This is a genomic window from Pseudomonas sp. SL4(2022) (genome assembly GCF_026625725.1).
Taxonomy (GTDB): Bacteria; Pseudomonadota; Gammaproteobacteria; order Pseudomonadales; family Pseudomonadaceae; genus Aquipseudomonas.
Map to the genome: position 1 here is coordinate 44,742 of NZ_CP113060.1, position 19,485 is coordinate 64,226.

22 protein-coding genes are annotated in these 19,485 nt (G+C 58.0%); 8 read left to right on the top strand and 14 right to left on the bottom strand.

Annotation, left to right across the window (positions count from 1 at the left end; all coding sequences use genetic code 11):
• Nucleotides 1-129 precede the first annotated feature (129 nt).
• Both OU997_RS00240 and OU997_RS00245 read right to left on the bottom strand, forming a co-directional pair.
• A complete protein-coding gene (locus OU997_RS00240; protein WP_177479984.1) occupies nucleotides 130-1,206 on the bottom strand; it encodes a 3-deoxy-7-phosphoheptulonate synthase in 1,077 nt (358 codons plus the stop codon).
• 179 nt (nucleotides 1,207-1,385) lie between these two features.
• Nucleotides 1,386-1,805, bottom strand: a complete 420-nt coding sequence (locus OU997_RS00245) for a PilZ domain-containing protein (protein WP_108486307.1) — start codon at nucleotides 1,803-1,805, stop codon at nucleotides 1,386-1,388.
• Here OU997_RS00245 and OU997_RS00250 point away from each other — a divergent pair.
• From OU997_RS00250 to cysB, 5 genes are all read left to right on the top strand, one after another.
• A complete protein-coding gene (locus OU997_RS00250; RefSeq protein WP_371920666.1) occupies nucleotides 1,804-2,193 on the top strand; it encodes a thioredoxin in 390 nt (129 codons plus the stop codon). The genes OU997_RS00245 and OU997_RS00250 overlap by 2 nt on opposite strands.
• Nucleotides 2,193-3,140: a putative 2-dehydropantoate 2-reductase gene (locus OU997_RS00255; RefSeq protein WP_267808474.1), complete on the top strand. Its 948-nt coding sequence runs from the start codon at nucleotides 2,193-2,195 to the stop codon at nucleotides 3,138-3,140. The genes OU997_RS00250 and OU997_RS00255 overlap by 1 nt, the downstream gene beginning before the upstream one ends.
• 9 nt (nucleotides 3,141-3,149) lie before the next feature.
• On the top strand, nucleotides 3,150-4,055 hold the full coding sequence (locus OU997_RS00260; RefSeq protein WP_108486310.1) for a 5'-nucleotidase: 906 nt from the start codon (nucleotides 3,150-3,152) through the stop codon (nucleotides 4,053-4,055).
• A gap of 136 nt (nucleotides 4,056-4,191) precedes the next feature.
• On the top strand, nucleotides 4,192-4,692 hold the full coding sequence (locus OU997_RS00265) for a universal stress protein (RefSeq protein WP_108486311.1): 501 nt from the start codon (nucleotides 4,192-4,194) through the stop codon (nucleotides 4,690-4,692).
• 113 nt (nucleotides 4,693-4,805) lie between these two features.
• A complete protein-coding gene (gene cysB / locus OU997_RS00270; RefSeq protein ID WP_267808476.1) occupies nucleotides 4,806-5,780 on the top strand; it encodes an HTH-type transcriptional regulator CysB in 975 nt (324 codons plus the stop codon).
• Between the two features lie 92 nt (nucleotides 5,781-5,872).
• Here cysB and OU997_RS00275 read toward each other — a convergent pair whose 3' ends face one another.
• From OU997_RS00275 to OU997_RS00285, 3 genes are read right to left on the bottom strand one after another with little or no spacing between them, the layout of a single operon-like run.
• The gene (locus OU997_RS00275) at nucleotides 5,873-6,682 is read right to left on the bottom strand and encodes an OmpA family protein (protein ID WP_108486313.1); all 810 of its coding nucleotides are present in this window, start codon (nucleotides 6,680-6,682) and stop codon (nucleotides 5,873-5,875) included.
• A complete protein-coding gene (locus OU997_RS00280; protein WP_371920658.1) occupies nucleotides 6,679-7,035 on the bottom strand; it encodes a DUF4398 domain-containing protein in 357 nt (118 codons plus the stop codon). Before OU997_RS00280 ends, OU997_RS00275 begins: the two co-directional genes overlap by 4 nt.
• Before the next feature lie 9 nt (nucleotides 7,036-7,044).
• Nucleotides 7,045-7,872: a substrate-binding periplasmic protein gene (locus OU997_RS00285; RefSeq protein WP_108486314.1), complete on the bottom strand. Its 828-nt coding sequence runs from the start codon at nucleotides 7,870-7,872 to the stop codon at nucleotides 7,045-7,047.
• Nucleotides 7,873-7,983: 111 nt separating this feature from the next.
• On the opposite strand from OU997_RS00285, the gene OU997_RS00290 reads away from it, so the two are divergent.
• Nucleotides 7,984-8,976: an alpha/beta fold hydrolase gene (locus OU997_RS00290; protein WP_267808480.1), complete on the top strand. Its 993-nt coding sequence runs from the start codon at nucleotides 7,984-7,986 to the stop codon at nucleotides 8,974-8,976.
• Between the two features lie 28 nt (nucleotides 8,977-9,004).
• Here the strand turns inward: OU997_RS00290 and OU997_RS00295 are convergent, their stop codons facing one another.
• Together OU997_RS00295 and OU997_RS00300 are read right to left on the bottom strand one after the other, a co-directional pair.
• Complete coding sequence (locus OU997_RS00295) at nucleotides 9,005-9,934, bottom strand: electron transfer flavoprotein subunit alpha/FixB family protein (RefSeq protein ID WP_267808481.1); 930 nt, start codon at nucleotides 9,932-9,934, stop codon at nucleotides 9,005-9,007.
• The gene (locus OU997_RS00300) at nucleotides 9,935-10,684 is read right to left on the bottom strand and encodes an electron transfer flavoprotein subunit beta/FixA family protein (protein WP_108486317.1); all 750 of its coding nucleotides are present in this window, start codon (nucleotides 10,682-10,684) and stop codon (nucleotides 9,935-9,937) included. It abuts the gene before it with no gap.
• A 320-nt stretch (nucleotides 10,685-11,004) separates the two neighbouring features.
• Here OU997_RS00300 and OU997_RS00305 point away from each other — a divergent pair, with 320 nt between their 5' ends.
• Complete coding sequence (locus OU997_RS00305; protein WP_267808482.1) at nucleotides 11,005-12,669, top strand: electron transfer flavoprotein-ubiquinone oxidoreductase; 1,665 nt, start codon at nucleotides 11,005-11,007, stop codon at nucleotides 12,667-12,669.
• 68 nt (nucleotides 12,670-12,737) lie between these two features.
• On the opposite strand, the gene OU997_RS00310 is transcribed toward OU997_RS00305, so the two are convergent.
• From OU997_RS00310 to OU997_RS00330, 5 genes are all read right to left on the bottom strand, one after another.
• The gene (locus tag OU997_RS00310) at nucleotides 12,738-13,307 is read right to left on the bottom strand and encodes a DUF1285 domain-containing protein (RefSeq protein ID WP_108486338.1); all 570 of its coding nucleotides are present in this window, start codon (nucleotides 13,305-13,307) and stop codon (nucleotides 12,738-12,740) included.
• 3 nt (nucleotides 13,308-13,310) lie between these two features.
• Nucleotides 13,311-13,913 (bottom strand): DUF4823 domain-containing protein, encoded by a 603-nt coding sequence (locus tag OU997_RS00315; protein ID WP_267809840.1) that lies wholly within the window; start codon nucleotides 13,911-13,913, stop codon nucleotides 13,311-13,313.
• A 303-nt stretch (nucleotides 13,914-14,216) separates the two neighbouring features.
• Nucleotides 14,217-15,107: a radical SAM protein gene (locus OU997_RS00320; RefSeq protein WP_267808484.1), complete on the bottom strand. Its 891-nt coding sequence runs from the start codon at nucleotides 15,105-15,107 to the stop codon at nucleotides 14,217-14,219.
• A 27-nt stretch (nucleotides 15,108-15,134) separates the two neighbouring features.
• On the bottom strand, nucleotides 15,135-16,103 hold the full coding sequence (locus tag OU997_RS00325; protein ID WP_267808486.1) for a GTP 3',8-cyclase MoaA: 969 nt from the start codon (nucleotides 16,101-16,103) through the stop codon (nucleotides 15,135-15,137).
• 79 nt (nucleotides 16,104-16,182) lie between these two features.
• Complete coding sequence (locus OU997_RS00330; RefSeq protein ID WP_090247979.1) at nucleotides 16,183-16,821, bottom strand: TetR/AcrR family transcriptional regulator; 639 nt, start codon at nucleotides 16,819-16,821, stop codon at nucleotides 16,183-16,185.
• A 76-nt stretch (nucleotides 16,822-16,897) separates the two neighbouring features.
• Between OU997_RS00330 and OU997_RS00335 the strand changes: the two genes are divergently transcribed.
• Entirely contained in the window at nucleotides 16,898-18,031 is a 1,134-nt protein-coding gene (locus OU997_RS00335; protein ID WP_267808490.1) for an aminotransferase class V-fold PLP-dependent enzyme, read from the top strand.
• Between the two features lie 236 nt (nucleotides 18,032-18,267).
• Here the strand turns inward: OU997_RS00335 and OU997_RS00340 are convergent, their stop codons facing one another.
• Nucleotides 18,268-19,050, bottom strand: a complete 783-nt coding sequence (locus tag OU997_RS00340; RefSeq protein ID WP_267808492.1) for a TatD family hydrolase — start codon at nucleotides 19,048-19,050, stop codon at nucleotides 18,268-18,270.
• Between the two features lie 62 nt (nucleotides 19,051-19,112).
• Nucleotides 19,113-19,469 carry a PilZ domain-containing protein gene (locus OU997_RS00345; RefSeq protein ID WP_090238100.1) on the bottom strand — a complete coding sequence of 119 codons (357 nt, stop codon included), beginning with the start codon at nucleotides 19,467-19,469 and terminating at the stop codon, nucleotides 19,113-19,115.
• Nucleotides 19,470-19,485 lie beyond the last annotated feature (16 nt).

The following is a 19,485-nucleotide window of genomic DNA, read 5'->3' on the forward strand; positions in this document are numbered from 1 at the left end:
CTTTAGCCGCAATAACGGCGTTGAATGCTCGCGGTTAAAGCCCCTCCCACACTGCACCCCGTTCAATCGCTCAATAAAAAACGGGCTTATGCAGCACGCATAAGCCCGTTTTTATTACAGCCGTTGAACCTAGCCGCGCTGACGCTTTGGCAGCACATCCTTGAGCTTGGCGTGCATGCCGCGCAGGGTTTTCTCGGTGCTTTCCCAATCGATGCAGGCATCGGTGATGGACACACCGTACTTGAGCTGACTGAGGTCCTTGGGAATCGACTGGTTGCCCCAGCCGAGGTGGCTTTCCACCATCAGGCCGACGATGGACTGGTTACCTTCCAGAATCTGGTTGGCGACGTTGTCCATCACCAGCGGCTGCAGGGCCGGGTCCTTGTTGGAGTTGGCATGGCTGCAATCGACCATGATGTTCGGGCTGATGCCTGCCTTGGTCAGCTCTTGCTCGCACACGGCCACGCTGACCGAGTCGTAGTTTGGTTTGCCATTACCACCGCGCAGCACCACGTGACCGTAGGCATTGCCCTTGGTGGTGACGATGGACACGCCACCTTCTTGGTTGATGCCGAGGAAACGGTGCGGGCTGGACACTGATTGCAGGGCATTGATCGCCACGGTCAGGCCGCCGTCAGTACCGTTCTTGAAGCCCACAGCCGAAGACAGGCCAGAGGCCATTTCACGGTGGGTTTGCGATTCAGTGGTACGCGCACCAATTGCCGACCAACTGATCAGGTCCTGCAGGTACTGCGGGGAGATCGGATCGAGGGCTTCGGTAGCGGTCGGCAGGCCCATTTCCGCCAGGTCACGCAGCAACTGACGACCGATGTGCAGGCCATCTTGGATTTTGAACGAGTCATCCATAAACGGGTCGTTGATCAACCCTTTCCAGCCAACGGTCGTACGTGGCTTTTCGAAATACACGCGCATAACCAGATACAGACTGTCCGACAGCTCGGCCGCCAGCGCCTTTAGGCGTGCCGCATACTCGTGAGCAGCCTTGATATCGTGAATCGAGCACGGCCCAACCACGACAAACAGACGATGATCCTTGCCATCGAGAATATTGCGGATTACCTCCCGGCCGCTGGCAACCGTACGCAGGGCAGCTTCGGTCAGCGGAATTTCACGCTTGAGCTGTGCGGGGGTGATCAGGGTTTCGTTGGAGGCAACGTTCAGGTCATCAATCGGTAAATCAGCCATCGTGCTATTCATCAGTCAGAGTCATCAGGTCACGGGTGCCGGCCGCCAGCGCTCCCCGTGTGGCGGAGCACAGCATTATGAGCACAGCGGGGAAGCCGAACCTTAGCGCGTAAAGGCCCGGCTCGACAATGGGCTTGGCGGCTTAAGCCGCCTCGACAGATGGATTCGCCTGCATGCGTTTAATTCAGGCTGGCGCGAGAAAACTCCGCGGCGTGCCGGCTGATCCACTCCTGCGCAACCGTTTCGATCGGTAAACTGCAGCCCAGCTCCTGCTCGCGCTGATGGCGGTAATGCTCTATCTGGCAAACTTGCTCGACCATGCGCGCGCGAAACAGGGTGTCTTCATCGACAAAGGCAACACCGACCAGATACCCCTCTTCCTGCTTGCGACACCAGGCTACCAAGCCTGGATAGCGCGCATGCTCTCCAAACAGCGGGATACGCAACTCAACCGCCGTACCACGGCGAAAAGCGCGACTGGAGTTGCATGCCACACCACCGAGGCTGATATTGTTGAGCCGCTGCCTAGGCACAAACGCCTGTTTACGCAGAACCAACTCAACCGGCATATCACTGGGATGACGCAAAAAGTGACGCATCTGTGTTGACCTCGGATGCCTTAAGCCTGACACCACCACATTGAGCAGTAGCGTGATTGAGCTGGAACTGACCGACCTTGATGCAGATCGCCATCTGCTGGACCTGCCCGGCACATCACTGCTGATATTTACCAGCATAGGTTGTGCCAGTTGTCGCTGGGCCCGCCGTGAACTGGCTCAACTGCCACTGCCGGTGGCGCGACTGGCCTGGGTCGATGCTGCCAACAATGGCGGTTTAGTAGCGCGCTACGAGGTTTTTCAGCTACCGGCCCTGTTTGCCGTGCGTGATGGCCAATTTTATGGCGCTGTGCACAGTCATCTGCATATCGCCGAACTCACTCAGGCGCTAGAGACTGCCTTGTCGCGCCCCGCAGAGGAATTACCCTGATGAATGCAGCCCCCCGTATCGGCATTATCGGTTCCGGCGCGATTGGCGGCTTTTATGGCCTGATGTTGGCGCGCGCCGGCTTTGATGTGCACTTTCTGCTGCGCAGCGAGTTTGCCGCTGTCGCCAGCCAGGGCCTACAAGTCAACAGCGCGGTACACGGCACTCTGCACCTGGATAACGTGCAGGCGTATCAGTCAGCGACCGATATGCCGCCGTGCGATTGGCTGCTGATTGGCGCCAAGACCACCAGCAACATCGAACTGGCCCCGCTGATCAGCCAAGCTGCCGCCCCCGGCGCCAAGGTGGTACTGATGCAGAACGGCCTGGCCGTGGAAGATGAACTGCGCCCGCTGTTACCGGACTCACTGCACCTGCTGGGCGGACTCTGCTATATCTGCGCCCATCGCAGCGCACCGGGGGTGGTCGAGCATCAGGCGCTGGGCAGCGTCAATCTGGGCTATCACTCAGGCCCGGCGAACGATGCTGAGAGCCGTCAACAGATCCTCGAACAAGGCAGCGCGCTGTTCCAGGCCGCTGGGCTGGACTCCACCGCCATGGCCGAACTGAACCAGGCGCGCTGGCAGAAACTGGTGTGGAACGTGCCCTACAACGGCTTGGCCGTGCTGCTGAACAGCGCCACCACGGCGTTGATGGGCAATGCTGACAGCCGCGCGCTGATTGAGGCGATCATGCAGGAAGTGGCGGATGCCGCCGGCGCCTGTGGCTATCAGTTGCCCGCAGGCTTTGCCGGCAAGCTGCTGGCGGCCACCGACCGCATGCCGGATTACCTGCCGAGCATGTACCACGACTTTGCTCTGCAGCGCCCACTGGAACTGCACGCCATCTACGCCGCGCCATTGGCCGCAGCGGCCCTGGCTGGCTGCGCCATGCCACGCACCAAGATGCTTTATCAGACCCTGCTTTTCCTCGAGCAACGCGCGCGATAGGACCCAGCCATGAGCACGAAATTAGGCGACAAACTGGTGCTGGCGATCTCCTCGCGGGCGCTGTTCGACCTGCACGACAGTCATCAGGTCTATGAAAGCCAGGGCGTCGAGGCCTATCGCCAATACCAGATTGAGCACGAGGACGAAATACTCCTCCCTGGTGATGCCTTTCCACTGGTAGAGAAACTGCTGGCATTGAACACCGCCCTCAAGCAGCAGCGGGTCGAGGTCATTCTGGTTTCGCGCAACAGCGCCGACACCGGCCTGCGCGCGTTCAACTCAATTCAACACTACGGTTTGGGCATCTCCCGCGCCGCGTTTGTCGGCGGGCGCAGCCCCGATCCTTACCTGGCCGCATTCGGCTGCCATCTGTTTCTCTCCACCCATGCCGAAGATGTGCGCAGCGCCCTGCGTGCCGGCTTCGGTGCGGCGACCATTCTTTCTGGCGGCGCTCGGCGAGCGGCCAGCAATGAGCTGCGCATCGCCTTCGACGGCGATGCCGTATTGTTTTCCGATGAATCCGAACGGGTCTACCAACAAGCGGGGCTGGAAGCGTTCCAGAGCCACGAGCGCCAGTCCGCCCGTGAATTGCTCGGCGGCGGTCCATTCAAACCCTTCCTTGCCGCCCTGCACCGCCTGCAGCAGGAGTTTGCCGAAGAACAGTGCCCGATTCGTACAGCCCTGGTCACTGCACGCTCGGCTCCGGCACATGAACGGGTGATCCGCACATTGCGTGAGTGGAATATCCGTCTGGATGAATCCTTCTTCCTTGGGGGCCTGGAAAAAGCTGCAATCTTGGAAACCTTTGGTGCTGACGTGTTCTTCGACGACCAGGCCGGCCACTGTGAAAAAGCCAGTAAAGTTGTGCCCACCGGGCATGTGCCACATGGCGTCAGCAACGAACCGCAACTCTAGCCCCACGCGAGGGCGCGCAACCGCCCTCCCACTACCTATATAACCATTCGTCCTCAAAACCTCAGCTTTCTTTGACTTATCGAAGGCGCTGCTAAGCTCAGATCAGGCCCGCCAGTCAGGCAGTCAAGGAGGCCGCATGATTCGCTCGATTCTCTATGCCACTGATCTCGGCCTGTACGCCCCCTACATTCTGCAACACGCACTGGCGCTGACTCGCTCATTCAATGCCAGCCTGTATGTGGTGCACGCAGTAGAACCCATGGGCCTGTTTGCCGAGTCAGTGCTGCAAACTTATCTGGATGAAGAGCGACTCACGGAGTTGCGCAAAAACGGTCTGAGCACCGTGATGGCAAGCATCGAACAGCGGGTACTGGAGGGGTTTCGCGATGAAATTGGCGAGGCCCTGCACGACCTTGATCTGATCAAGGCAGTACGAGTGGTTCAGGGCGATCCCCCCCTGGTGATACTCGATGAAGCGCAGCAACTTGGCGTGGATCTCTTGGTACTGGGTAGCCACAGTCACGGCACTGATATGGACATTCCCCTGGGTCGAACGGCTTCGCGCTTGGTGCAGCTTTCCGAAGTGCCGGTGTACTTAGTACCAATGCTGCAGCACCGAAGCCGTGGAGAGCTGTGAAGAAACACGGACTTTCTTTTATTTTTGGTCTAAATTAAACGCTTCAATCTTCGTTATGGTTATATAAAGCGCCGGCAACCTGAACGGCGGTCTTTTTGCTTTGAGGGTTTTCTATGAAGCTTCAACAACTGCGCTATATCTGGGAAGTTGCGCATCACGACCTTAACGTTTCTGCCACGGCACAAAGCCTCTACACCTCTCAGCCGGGTATTAGCAAACAGATCCGCCTACTCGAAGACGAACTGGGCGTCGAAGTTTTTGCACGCAGCGGCAAGCACCTGACCCGCATCACACCGGCGGGCGAGCGCATCATCAATACCGCCGGTGAAATCCTGCGCAAGGTCGAAAGCATCAAACAGATTGCCCAGGAATTCTCCAACGAAAAGAAAGGCACTCTGTCGATTGCTACCACTCACACTCAGGCGCGTTATGCCCTTCCGCCCGTTATCAGCGCCTTTATCAAGCAATACCCGGACGTGGCCCTGCACATGCATCAGGGCACACCGACACAAATCGCTGAAATGGCAGCTGACGGCACAGTCGACTTTGCCATCGCTACGGAAGGCCTAGAACTGTTCAACGACTTGATCATGATGCCCTGCTACTGCTGGAACCGCTGTGTGGTGGTGCCACAAGGGCACCCACTTACGAAGCTGCCTAAGCTCACACTGGAAGCCCTGGCCGAACATGAAATCGTGACCTACACCTTCGGCTTCACGGGCCGCTCCAAACTGGATGAAGCATTCAGCCATCGAGGGCTCGCGCCTAAGGTCGTGTTCACAGCAGCTGATGCTGACGTCATCAAGACCTACGTGCGACTGGGGTTGGGGGTGGGCATCGTGGCCAAGATGGCGATTGACCCTAAAATCGACCCAGATCTCGTCGTGCTGGATGCAGGCGATCTGTTCGAAGCCAGCGTCACCAAGATCGGCTTTCGCCGTGGCACTTTCTTGCGTGGCTTTATGTGTGACTTTATCGAGAGATTTGCCCCCCACCTCACCCGCGAAGTGATGGCCAAAGCGGTACAGTGCCACAGCAGGGTAGAACTGGAGGAATTGTTCAAAGGCGTTGAGCTTCCGCTGCACTAACGTCTGCACAACGGCAGTATCACTATGATGCTGCCGGCTATGCTAGGTCTCGTGTAAAAAAGAAACCTGACGCTTTGTGCTAAGGCCCCCGCTCAACGCGATGAGCCGAGCGCCCCTTGCTCATCCGAGAACACAATCTCAACGCGTCGATTCTGTGCTCGCCCCTTGGCTGATGCATTTTCAGTAACAGGAAAACTCTCGCCGTGCCCTTGAACTTCAATGCGGCGGGCTTCAACACCCAGGTCAACAAGTACATCAGCAACCGCTTGCGCACGGGCGCGGGACAACTCCAAGTTTTCCTGCGCATCACCACGGCTGTCGGTGTAGCCTTCAATGCGCACGATGCGGCGGGGGTTGAGCCGCAGGAACTGCACCAGTTTGAGCACAGTACGGTTGGCTGAAGCTTTCAGATCACTGTGTCCTGCATCAAACAGTACATCGCCCAACGTCATCACCAGCCCACGCTCACTTTGCGTAGTCGCCAGGCTGACCATTTGTTCCTCAAGCCAATTCGTCTGATCCTGGACGCTCAGCAGCTTGGCCTCGCGCAGGGCCAGTTGCAGCCGCTGGCGCTCCAGCTCAAGCTTGGCAGCCCGCTCATGATTCAGATTGAGAGCACTCTTCTGTACAGCTATCGCACTGTACTGCTGGCTAAGGTACGCGTAGTGCGCCACATCCGCAGTGCTGCCCCAGTAGCTTGAAAGTCGATCAGCCTTGGCCAGCGACTCTCCAGCACGAATCAGGTCTTTGGGTGCACTGCGTAATACATTGGCATCATCCTTCACCTGCTGAAAAGCCACGTGAGCGGACTCCAGCGCCTTATGACTGGCACCTTGGGATGTGCACCCGGCAAGCCCGTACGAACTTATCAACGCCACAAACACTATCCGGGCGTTCATCATTGCAAACCTCCCAGTTGTTTGCGTAGGCGGTTGATAGCGTTACTCAACTCAGTCAATTGTTGCTGGCTTTTCTCGGTTAGCAGCTGCGCTTCGGCCAGACGCGCATCCAGCTCAGCCTGCTCAGCCAAGAGCCGCGCCTGTTTAAAATCTTCGTCCTGCATGGCCACTTGCGCCTGAGCGAACTTATCTTCAGCCTGGCGCAATGTTGCAGATTGCTCGACAGACAAGCCTACTGCTTTAGCTTGACTGAGTGCCTGCTCACTCAAGCGCAGTTGTTCATGCGGCGCGGGGTCGGTTGCGCAGGCGCTGAGCACGAGCGGCAGCAAAAATGCACAGATTCGTCTGGATATCACAGAAATTACCTACTCTTCTTGAGTCGCATAGGCTGGGCTGAGCTGTTGCTCTTTCCAACGCTGCAGATTGCGTTGCAACAAGACCTCAGGCAAGCCGGCGGCAACGGCCTCGGTCATTTTCTTGGCAAGCATGCCGCGTAACCAAGCATCATTACAGGCCGAATTGTGTGACAGCGTAAGGTGCAGGCCTTCACTGGATATAGGCGGATCAAGGACCAACAGATCATCCTGAATAGCCAATGACTCTGCTACAGCCTGGCCTGGGTAACGCTCATAAAGCACATAGTCAGTACGCCCGAGAAGTAGCTTCTGGAAAGCCTGGGTCAAGCTGGATACACCTTCCAGGCTCAGATTGTCTTTTGCATAGGTATCAAAATGCTGACCAAAACTGTTGTTGAGCAGCGTATCACCCAAGCGGCTACGCAGATCCTCCCAGCCAGCATAGGGAAACTCTGCACCACGGTGCACCCACACCACACTGGGTGTGTTTAAAAACGGTGGATGCACATAGTCCATACTCTCTAAGCGGGCCAAAGTCAGGAATGCACCAGCAATCAAGTCCACACGCCCGGTTCTGACTTCATCCTGTGCCCGCGACCACGGTCCGGTATAGATGATGTCCACCCCCACCCCCAACTCTTGGGCAAGGTGTTTAAGCAAGTCGGCATTGGCACCGATCAGCTGCTGAGGATTTTGCGGATCACGCCACAGATAGGGCGGATACTCAGGATTTCCGGTCGCAACCAAACGCTCACACTTGCCTGCAGCCGCTGCAAAAACGGGCAACAGCAGACCAAGCAGCAATAGAAATGATTTAACAAAGCCACGCTCAAACATTGGCAACATCTCGATTTAACCTAGGATGGGCGTCTGCGAGCGCAGATCGGATAACAGCAGCAACATGCTAGCTTAATACGCACTAATACCAATTCGCGATAAAGGCTTGCCATGAAAAAACTCATTGCAGGATTAGCGCTGATACTCATCGGGAGTACTGCGCTGCTTTACCTGTCACCTGCCGCCCAGCTGGCAAGCCTGCAGCTGATCGAACGGCAACGCGCCGGACTCAGCCTCAAACAGATCAGCGTGAACAATCTTAACATTCATTACTACGAAGGCGGCCCGCGCAATGCACAAACCATCCTGATGGTGCACGGCTTTGCCGCCAACAAAGACAACTGGCTGCGCTTTGCCCGCCATTTCAGCCAGGATTATCGAGTGATAGCACTCGACCTGCCGGGTTTCGGCACCAGCGAAAAACCTGCTGGCAGCTACGATGTAGGCACCCAAGCCGAGCACATGGCCAGCGTGATTGATGCGCTGGGAATTGAGCAGCTGCACCTGATCGGCAATTCCATGGGCGGGCATATCAACGCACTCTATGCCGCGCGCTATCCACATAGAACCCGTTCTCTGGCATTACTCAACAACGCCGGTATCACGTCGCCGCAGCCCAGCGAACTGATGCAACGACTGCAGCGCGGGGAACCCAATCCACTGGTGGTGAAAAGCCCCGAGGACTTTCAGCGCCTGCTGCAGTTCATCTTCGTACAACCGCCCTACTTGCCAGAATCGCTCAAGGGCTATTTCGCCGAGCAGGCCATCGCCAATAGCGCGCACTACGACCAAGTGTTTGCCCACTTGATCGACCGCTACATTCCGCTGGAACCGGTGCTGCCGAAGATCCAGGCACCGACGCTGATCATCTGGGGCGCAGAAGATCGGGTGCTCGATGTCTCCAGCATTGATGTCATGCGCCCGCTGTTGCGTGATCCTCGCGTAGTGACCCTCGCAGATACCGGCCATGCACCGATGATCGAGCGTCCACAGCTGACCGCACAACACTACCGGGACTTCCTGCAGAGCCTGCACAACTCACGAAGTGAATCAGGCCGCGGCAACAACCAAGAACACGTAGGCATAAAAAAACCCGCTCAGTGAGCGGGTTTTTTCTGGACAGGAAACCGGCTTAAACCAGTTTCTCCAGCTCAGGGACAGCTTCGAACAGATCAGCAACCAGGCCGTAATCAGCCACCTGGAAGATAGGCGCTTCTTCGTCCTTGTTGATCGCAACGATCACTTTGGAGTCTTTCATACCGGCCAGGTGCTGGATCGCGCCGGAGATACCGACAGCAATGTACAGCTGCGGTGCAACGATCTTGCCGGTCTGGCCGACCTGCATGTCGTTGGGTACGAAACCGGCGTCAACGGCAGCGCGCGAAGCGCCCACGCCTGCGCCAAGCTTGTCAGCCAACGCGTAAAGATGCTTGAAGTTGTCGCCGTTCTGCATACCACGACCGCCGGAAACGACGATTTTGGCAGCGGTCAGTTCTGGACGATCGGACTTGGCCAGTTCTTCACCAACGAAGGTCGATTTGCCAGCGTCAGCGGCGCCGCCGACTGCTTCAATAGCAGCAGAACCGCCTTCAGCAGCAACAGGATCAAAACCAGTGGCACGCACGGTGATGACTTTAACGGCAGCGGAAGACTGCACGGTGGCAATGGCGTTACCAGCGTAGATCGGACGCTTGAAGGTATCAGCACTTTCAACAGCGATGATTTCCGAGATCTGATCAACGTCCAGCGCAGCAGCAACGCGCGGCAGAATGTTCTTACCGTTGCTGGTGGCAGCAGCCAGGATGTGGCTGTAACCCTTGCCCAACTCAGCTACCAGCGGCGCAACGTTTTCCGGCAGCTGGTGAGCGAAGGCTGCGTTGTCAGCAACCAACACTTTAGCAACGCCAGCAATTTTGGCAGCGGCATCAGCAACAGCGCCGCAAGCGGAACCTGCAACCAGAACGTGGATGTCACCACCGATCTTCGCAGCAGCGGCAACAGTGTTCAGCGTGGCAGGAGCCAGGGCGGCATTGGTGTGTTCAGCGATAACCAGGATAGTCATTTAGATTACCTTCGCCTCGTTCTTCAGTTTCTCGACCAGTTCAGCCACAGACTTGACCTTGATACCAGCGCTGCGGGTAGCAGGCGCTTCGACTTTCAGAGTCTTGACGGTGGAAGCGGTAGAAACGCCCAGATCAGCCGGAGTAACGGTTTCCAGCGGCTTCTTCTTGGCTTTCATGATGTTCGGCAGCGACGCATAACGCGGCTCGTTCAGACGCAGGTCGGTGGTCACGATAGCTGGCAGGCTCAGTGCAACAGTTTGCAGGCCGCCGTCGATTTCACGGGTTACGTTGACCTTGTCGCCCGCCACTTCAACCTTGGAAGCGAAGGTACCCTGGCCGAAGCCAGTCAGCGCGCCCAGCATCTGGCCGGTCTGGTTGTTGTCGCTGTCGATTGCTTGTTTGCCCATGATCACCAATTGAGGCTGCTCTTTATCAACAACAGCCTTGAGCAGTTTGGCCACAGCCAGCGAGTTCAGCTCGTCGGCCGACTCAACCAGGATGGCACGGTCAGCACCCAGCGCCAGCGCGGTACGCAGCTGCTCTTGAGCAGTGGCCGGGCCGATGGTGACGACAACGATCTCGCTCGCCACGCCTTTCTCTTTCAGGCGTACAGCTTCTTCCACGGCGATTTCGCAGAAAGGGTTCATCGACATCTTGACGTTGGCAAGATCAACGCCGCTGTTGTCCGCTTTGACGCGAACTTTGACGTTGTAGTCGACCACTCGTTTGACAGCTACAAGAACCTTCATGGATTCCTCGTTACTCTCCGGTGAATAAGAATGTCGCCAGAAGCGAACATGGCGGGAACTGCAGACCGGCCGGAACCGGGAGTCGACCAATAACGGCAGACACAAAACCGCCCGTATCTTGACCGCACGACCTAGACTGGTCAATACAACGAAGCGGCCAATCGTCAGCGATGTAGTAAGATTCTAACAGCCCTACAGAAAATTCAAACAAACGTTTGTATTGGCCCATCCGAAGGGTCTGGATATAATGCGCCAGCATCGCTCACGGAACGAGCTCGATCGCCAAATAAAATTAGAGAGCCCTGAGTAGGAGATAGCCTGTGGAACGCGAATTTATGGAATTCGACGTCGTCATCGTCGGCGCCGGCCCAGCTGGTTTGTCCGCCGCCTGCCGACTGAAGCAGAAAGCCGCCGAGGCCGGCAAAGAAATCAGCGTCTGCGTGGTCGAAAAAGGCTCCGAAGTCGGCGCGCACATTCTGTCCGGCGCAGTGTTTGAACCACGCGCATTGAATGAACTGTTCCCAGACTGGAAAGAGCTCGGCGCCCCGCTGAACACTCCAGTCAAGCGCGACGATATTTACGTTCTCAAGAATGCCGAGAAAGCCACCAAGGTTCCGGACTTCTTCGTGCCCAAGACCATGCACAACCATGGCAACTACATCATTTCCCTGGGTAATCTGTGCCGCTGGCTGGCGCAACAGGCCGAGAATCTCGGCGTAGAAATCTACCCAGGCTTCGCCGCTCAGGAAGCACTGATCAACGAAGAAGGCGCGGTCTACGGCATTCTCACTGGCGATCTGGGTGTGGACCGCGAAGGTCACCCGAAAGAGGGTTACTACACCCCAGGCATGGAACTGCGCGCCAAGTACACCCTGTTCGCCGAAGGTTGCCGCGGCCATATCGGCAAACAACTGATCAAGAAATTCAACCTCGACTCCGAAGCCGATGCTCAGCACTACGGCATCGGCATCAAGGAAATCTGGGACATCGACCCAGCCAAGCACGAACAAGGCCTGGTAGTTCATACCGCCGGCTGGCCGCTGGATATCGTTGCCAGCGAAAACACTGGCGGCTCCTTCCTCTATCACCTGGAAAACAACCAAGTGGTAGTCGGCCTGATCGTCGACCTGTCGTACAGCAACCCACACCTGTCGCCGTTCGATGAGTTCCAGCGCTACAAGCATCACCCGGTGATCGCCCAGTACCTGGAAGGCGGCAAGCGCGTCGCTTACGGTGCTCGCGCCATCTGCAAAGGCGGCCTCAACTCGCTGCCGAAGATGGTCTTCAACGGCGGCGCCCTGATCGGTTGCGACCTCGGCACCCTGAACTTCGCCAAGATCAAGGGCAGCCACACTGCCATGAAATCCGGCATGCTCGCTGCTGACGCTGTAGCTGACGCGCTGTTTGCAGGCAAGGAAGGCGGCGACCAGCTGACCGGCTATGTCGACGCATTCAAAGCCAGCTGGCTGTACGACGAGCTGTTCCGCAGCCGTAACTTCGGCCCAGCGCTGCACAAGTTTGGCCCGCTGGTTGGCGGCGGCTTCAACTGGCTCGACCAGAACATCTTCGGCGGCAAGATTCCGTTCACCCTGCACGACACCAAGCCGGATTACGCCTGCCTGAAGCCGGCAGCAGACGCTCAGAAGATCAGCTACCCGAAACCCGATGGCAAGCTCAGCTTCGACAAGCTCAGCTCGGTATTCCTCTCCAACACCAACCATGAAGAGGAACAACCTTGCCACCTGAAGCTCACTGACCCGAGCATTCCGCTGAGCAAGAACCTGCCGCTATACGACGAGCCCGCGCAGCGTTACTGCCCGGCCGGCGTGTACGAGGTTGTGACCAAGGAAGACGGCGAGCAGAAGTTCCAGATCAACGCGCAGAACTGCGTGCACTGCAAAACCTGTGACATCAAGGATCCCGCCCAGAACATCACCTGGGTGGCCCCTGAAGGCACAGGCGGGCCTAACTACCCCAATATGTAAGACGCAAAAAAGGCTCCCTCGGGAGCCTTTTTTATTGTGTTGATTACAACTCCTACCGAGAAAGCAGGTCAATCCGGCTGAGGACCGATGGGAAAAAACGCCCCACTGCTCCACACACCCAGCCAGGTCTTGCCATCAATTTCGCGCGGCACCGCCAGCTCGACCAGCTGATAAAACACATTGCGATGGATCAACGCCTCAAGATTGCTGCGCACATGCACATAGGGCGCGGGCTCTCCGGTCAGAGCATCCAGCTCGACCCGAAGCGGATGCTCGCTGCCGGCGACCACTTCATCCTCGACATTGGTGACAAAACGCAGCACCTGCGCTTCACCTTCACCCCCCACCTGCAGGCTGACCGCAACAAAGGGTGCGTCATCCACCTGAATCCCGACCATCTCCACCGGTGTCACCAGCACGTATTTATCACCATCTCGGCGAATAATGGTGGAAAACAGCTTGACCATCGGTTTGCGGCCAATTGGCGTGCCCATGTAGTACCAAGTGCCGTCGCGGGCGATGCGCATGTCGATATCGCCACAGAACGCTGGGTTCCACAGGTGCACCGGTGGCAACCCCTTGCCTTCGCCTTTGGGTATTTGCGCCAGCAGGTCGCCGGCCTTGCCTGAATCAGTCATCAATCAATGCCCCAATCCCAACAAACGCCGCGCATAATCCTGCAGCGCCGGACCGATCAGGTCCTCAGGCTTAGCATCATAAAACGTCAGAAAGCCTCCGCGGCTACGAATACGTGTGTTATCAATAAAATAGCGGGTATTGGTCTCGATCAGCATCAACTGAATAACCCCGCGATCAGTGCCCAGACGGTCCAGTGCCTCCTGATCTTCCCACTCCTCCACCGTGCCAATACGGTCATCGGCATAGGCGAAGCGGCTGTACAACAGGTAATGCGCACCCGCCTCGCGCGCCTCGGCCAGCGCCTCTTCCAGACCCAACGGCGCCTTAGCGCGACGCACCATGGGGAAATATTCGATAAAGCCCTTGTAGGCTTCCTCAGCCACCACATTGGGCCGCGGATAGGCATCACCCGGCGGCACGAAGTGGCCTTGAGCGATATAAATGAACGAATCGGCCTGCAAACGCCAAGGGCTGGCGCGGCGCGTCTGGCTGTGGTCGAGCACACCCACATCGCGCAATTGATAGATCGCCTCATCCGCCAGATCACTGGCCTTCATGCAGCCGCTCAGCAGCAACACGCTCATTATCAACAACAGACTACGCATCATGCCCCCTCGCTGCCGGTGACAAAAAACCGGCGGATAGCGCCTAGATGCAGATTTCACGCCACCTGCACGTTTCAGAGCCCGCATAGGATCTTGCATGCTAGAGCCATGCAAGGCGCTACGTTGGTAACAGCCTCCGGCTGGACAAAATAGGCGAGGAAGCGGAGCGTACGAGCTGTACATGAGCATTACTCGTTTCACTCGTCCTTCGGGTCGCGCTGAAGCGCGTTCTTCGCCACAAGTGGCTTGCCTAGCCTTTTTTAACGCAGTAGGGGCGACGCTCAGCAGATCATAAGCAGGTTCTCAAAGGCCGCGCTGCCACTCCTGGCGCAGCCGTGCCTGCTGTGGCTGCTCGATAGCCTGTCGCACCTGAGCCAGCAGGCGCTGCTTGTCGCCCCCCAGAGTCCCCTTGAGCACCAGGTAATTGGAGGCATGATCACTGCGGAATACCGTGTCGCGCAGTTCAAGACCGCTTAGCAAGCGCTCCACCTCGACAAACAACTGCTGCTGATTGAGCGCCTGAAAATCAGCAAAACCCTCACGAAACCGCGCCTCACCCATAGGAAAACTCACCACCAGAGTCGAGAGAAACTCCGGCTGCGATTCATTCATCAGACGCGCCGAGTTATCCGCATGCTGCTCACTCAAAGTCGTACCGCCCAGACCATTGAGGATCATCACCGAGCGAGTGATACCCGCCTGGCCGAGCTTGTCCAGCGCACTCAGGCTGGACTCATAAGTTTCGCCTTTATTAACCCGCGCCAGCACCTCATCATCACCGGATTCGCAACCGACATACGCCATGCGCAGGCCGGCATCGGCCAGCTCCTTGAGTTCTTCTACAGATTTCTTGCGCAGATTGCGCGGCAGACAATAACTCGACACCCGCTCGACCTCCGGCATGTGCTCGCGAATCGCCTGCAGAATGGTCAGAAGACGCCGCGTCGGCATCACCAGAGCATCACCATCGGCGAGAAACACCCGCTGTACGATCATCCGCTCGCCGGTCAGGCGAATCTCGTCGAGCACCTGCGCCTCATCGCGGGCGCGGAATTTCTTCTGTTCCTGAGTGTACATTTCACAGAACGTGCACTTATTCCAAGAGCAACCATTGGTCACCGGCAGGATCAGCGAATGGGCTTCGCTGGGCGGGCGGAACACCGGTTCGATATAGCTGATGGGGAAATCTTGCATGGTCTTCACTCAAGGCAGGTGGCGGTCTTAGCCGCCAATAATCTTCATCACAGTCGCGCCGCCAGAGAATGCCAGGTCCTGTTTGTCGCCCAGCGCCTTGACTAACAGGCCTTGCAACGCAGGCAACGCCTGGTGGCGCGGTTTTTCGAGCAAATCGCCCACATAGTGGCGATTACTCGATGACAGGCAACCATGCAGCCATCCGGTCGAGGACAGGCGCAGCCGCGAGCAGGTGCGGCAGAACGGCACGCTTTCATTGGCGATTACGCCGAAGTGGCCGACGCCGGGGATGGCGTAACGCAGCGCGGTGGCATCCAGCGCAGCGTGGGCCTGGACATAGTCGTAGCGACCGCCGATCAGCGCCAGCAGTTCGGGCATGCCGACAAACTGGCGCTGAAAACCATTGCCGTCACGGGCCAGATGGCCCATGCGCATCAGCTCGATAAAGCGCAGCTCGAAGCCATTGGCCAGGCAGTAGTCGAGCAGCGGCAACACCTGATCGAGATTCTGCCCGCGCAACGGCACCATATTGACCTTGATCTGCATCCCCGCCGCCCGCGCCTGCTGCAGGCCATCGAGCACTGTCGCCAGATCGCCGCCACGGGCAATGGTGCGAAACGCCGCACCATCGAGGGTGTCCAGGGAAATATTCAAGCGGCGGATGCCACACTCCAGTAGCAGCGGCAGTTTGCGCGCCAGCAACTGGCCGTTGCTGGTCAGGCTGATATCGGCCAAACCGAGCTGGCTGACGCCGCGCAAAAAAGCCTCGAGCTTGGGGCTGACCAGCGGTTCGCCACCAGTTATGCGCAAGCGCTCAATACCGGCGGCTTCAATCAGGTAGGCCACGCCACGCAGCATGGCCTCGGCCGAGAGTTCGTCCTGAGCGGCCACCAGGCGCTTGCCATCGGGCACGCAGTAGGTGCAGGCATAGTTGCAGGCGGCGGTCAGGCTGACGCGCAGATTGCGAAAGCGCCGGCCCTGATGGTCAACGATCATGCGCGTCTCCAGCAAAGGTAGGCGCCGAGTATACGGGCGCCGCCAGCGCAGCAGATTGCATATCCACGCGCTGAATACCTCAGCTAGCCGGAGTATCGCCCTCACGCTTGCGCTTGTTGCCCATGCGCACGCCGATGTCCATAAGGAACTGGAAGAAGCCTTCCTGATCCTCCAGCACGTTGCTCCAGAATGGCGAGTGGTACAGCGCCACCGCGCCATGCACCAGCGCCCAGGCCGCGCAGTAGTGGAAGTACGGCGGCACATCTTCCAGCTTGCCTTCAGCGATGCGGCCCTTGATCAGCTGAGTCAGGCGCTCGAAGTTGGAGGCGCGGATCTTGTGCAGTTGCTCGACCATCTCCGGCACTTGATTACCCTTGACCACTTTTTCTTCCAGGCGGTCAAACAGGCGATAACGCTGCGGATCACGCATGCGGAATTCAAAATAAGCACGCGACAGCGCTTCCTTGTCACGATCGACATCGGCCGAGTGCAACAACTCATTGAGGTCACGCTCGTAGTCGAGCATCAGACGCAGATAAATCTCCGCCTTGGATTTGAAGTGTTTGTAGATGGTGCCTTTACCGATACCAACCGTGTCGGCAATCATTTCCACAGTCACGCTGTCTTCACCCTGGTCGAGGAAGAGTTTCAGTGCTGTGTCGAGAATTTCCTGTTCGCGGCGGCGAAACTCACGGACCTTGCGGGGTTCTTTATGCATAAAAGGACTACGGGGTCAAAAAATCGAAGGCGCGTATTATGCCTAACTACCAACAAATTGCACGGATCATCCGACCATGTACGCCGTTCATGACGAGTTTCCACAACTTCCCGGCCTGCGTTATCTCAACCACGCGGCCGTTTCACCCTGGCCGCGACGGGCAGTCGATGCAGTCAGCCGCTTTGCCATCGAGAACGCGCAAACTGGCGCGCGCGACTATGCAAACTGGCTGCAGGTCGAGCGCCGCCTGCGTGAGCGCCTGCAGCGCCTGCTCAATGCGCCGTCGCGCGCGGATATCGCGCTGGTGAAAAACACCTCCGAGGCCCTGTCTTTCGTTGCCTTTGGCCTGGACTGGCGGGCCGGTGATCAGGTGGTGATCAGCGATGAAGAATTCCCCTCCAACCGAATTGTCTGGGAGGCACTCGCCCCGCAGGGCGTCGAGGTCGTACAGGTCAATCTGCATCAGGGTGATGCCGAGGCAGCCCTGCTCGCCGCCTGTGGCCCGCGCACCCGACTGATGGCGATCAGCGCCGTGCAGTACGCCAGCGGTCTGCGTTTGGATCTGCCGCGTTTAGGTCTGGGCTGCGAGGCGCGCGGCGTGTTGCTGTGCATCGATGCGATCCAACAGCTCGGTGCCCTGCCCTTCGACGTGCAGGCCAGCCAGTGCGCCTTTGCCATGGCCGACGGCCATAAATGGTTGCTCGGTCCGGAAGGCCTCGGGGTGTTCTATTGCCGCAGCGACCTGCGCGCGCAGCTCAAACTGCATGAATACGGCTGGCACATGCTCGAACATGCCGGCGATTACCAGCGCAGCACCTGGGAGCCCGCACGCAGTGCCCGGCGCTTTGAGTGCGGCAGCCCGAACATGCTCGGCGCCATGGCCCTTGAGGCCAGCCTGTCACTGCTGGAAGAGGTTGGCATGGCGCAGGTCGAGAAGGCTCTGCAGGAACGTATGCAATGGTTGATTGATGGGCTGCACAAGGTGCCCGGTGCACGCCTGCACAGCACGGTTGAACGTCAGCAACGTGCGGGAATTCTGACTTTCAGCCTGGATGGCTGGCAACACCAAGCCTTGTTTGAACACCTGAAGGAGCAGCAGGTGATCTGCGTACAACGCGGTGCGGGCATTCGCCTGTCGCCACACTTCTACACAGAACCCCGGGTTATTGAAGAGACGCTGGCGCTGTTGCAACAGCTGGCGGCTGCTTGAGGACTCAGCAGCGCGCCCTGTATTCCAAATCCGTTTAAGAATGCCGGGAAACGGCCTGGACGATCAGCAATCTTCACCAATACTGATGAGTACTGGTGTGCGGCGTATCCCCCAAGCGCCCCGCCAGGCAAGGTACCGTGGACCGCGTACCTTGATTTACTCCTAATGGTCTTAACCCGGTCTCATCCCCCAGAGGCCGGGTTTTTTTTGTGCCCAGTTCTATCAAGCCATTGTGATTAAACAACACGAGCCAAAGGGAATAGACGCTTGAAGTTGGCCGTGGTCTGCTCAGCTAATTGCTCGTAGCTGACACCGCGCAACACCGCCAGGTACTCGGCCACATCACGCACATATTCCGGCAGGTTCGGCTTGCCGCGATGCGGGATGGGCGCCAGATAAGGTGAGTCGGTTTCCACCAGCAAGCGATCAGCTGGCACCTGGCGCGCCACTTCACGCAGCGCTTCGGCATTGCGGAAGGTGACGATACCGGACAGCGAGATGTAGAAGCCGACATCCAACGCGGCCCTGGCCATGTCCCAATCTTCGGTAAAACAGTGCAGCACGCCGGCCTGCGGCAGCGCCGCCTCACGCAGCAGCGCCAGGGTGTCGGCCCGCGCCGCGCGGGTGTGCACGATCACCGGCTTGCCGGTAATCCGCGCGGCATCCAGGTGCAAGCGGAAGGATGCCTGCTGCAGCGCCGCAGACTCCGGCTCGTAGTAATAATCCAGACCGGTTTCGCCGATGGCCACCACCTGCGGGTGATTCAACTCACCGAGCAGCCAGTCCAGCGCTGGCGCTGCACCGGGTTCAAGATCCAGCGGGTGCACACCGACCGAGCAATCGACATCGGTATAACGCTCAGCCAGGCCTTTGACGGCCGCAGCATTATCGGCACTGACGCCGATGCACAGAAAATGACCAACACCGCGCGCCCGCGCAGCATCCAGCGCCGCATCGAGCGAACCGCCGTGGGCAGCCAGATCGAGGCGGTCAAGGTGACAGTGGGAATCAACCAGCATGGGTAACAATCACTTGAGAAGCGGTGCCACAAAGCGGGCACCGTGATACGGAGGAAAACCGGTTACATGGTGTGCGTCGGACGATCCGAAGTCAGCGCACCGGCCAAGTAGGTTTCGATCTTGTTGCGCGCGGTGTTGTCACCATCATTGAACTGCACGCCCACACCTGCGGCGCGGTTGCCTTGCGCGCCCTTCGGCGTGATCCAGACCACCTTGCCGGCAACCGGGATCTTTTCCGGCTCATCCATCAGGTTGAGCAGCATGAACACTTCATCGCCGAGTTTGTAGCTCTTGTTGGTTGGAATAAACAGGCCGCCATTCTTGATAAAGGGCATGTAAGCGGCATAGAGCACGGATTTGTCCTTGATTGTCAGCGACAAAATTCCGTTACGCGGGCCCAAGTTAGGAGGCAGACTCATGCGGCATTCCTGATTT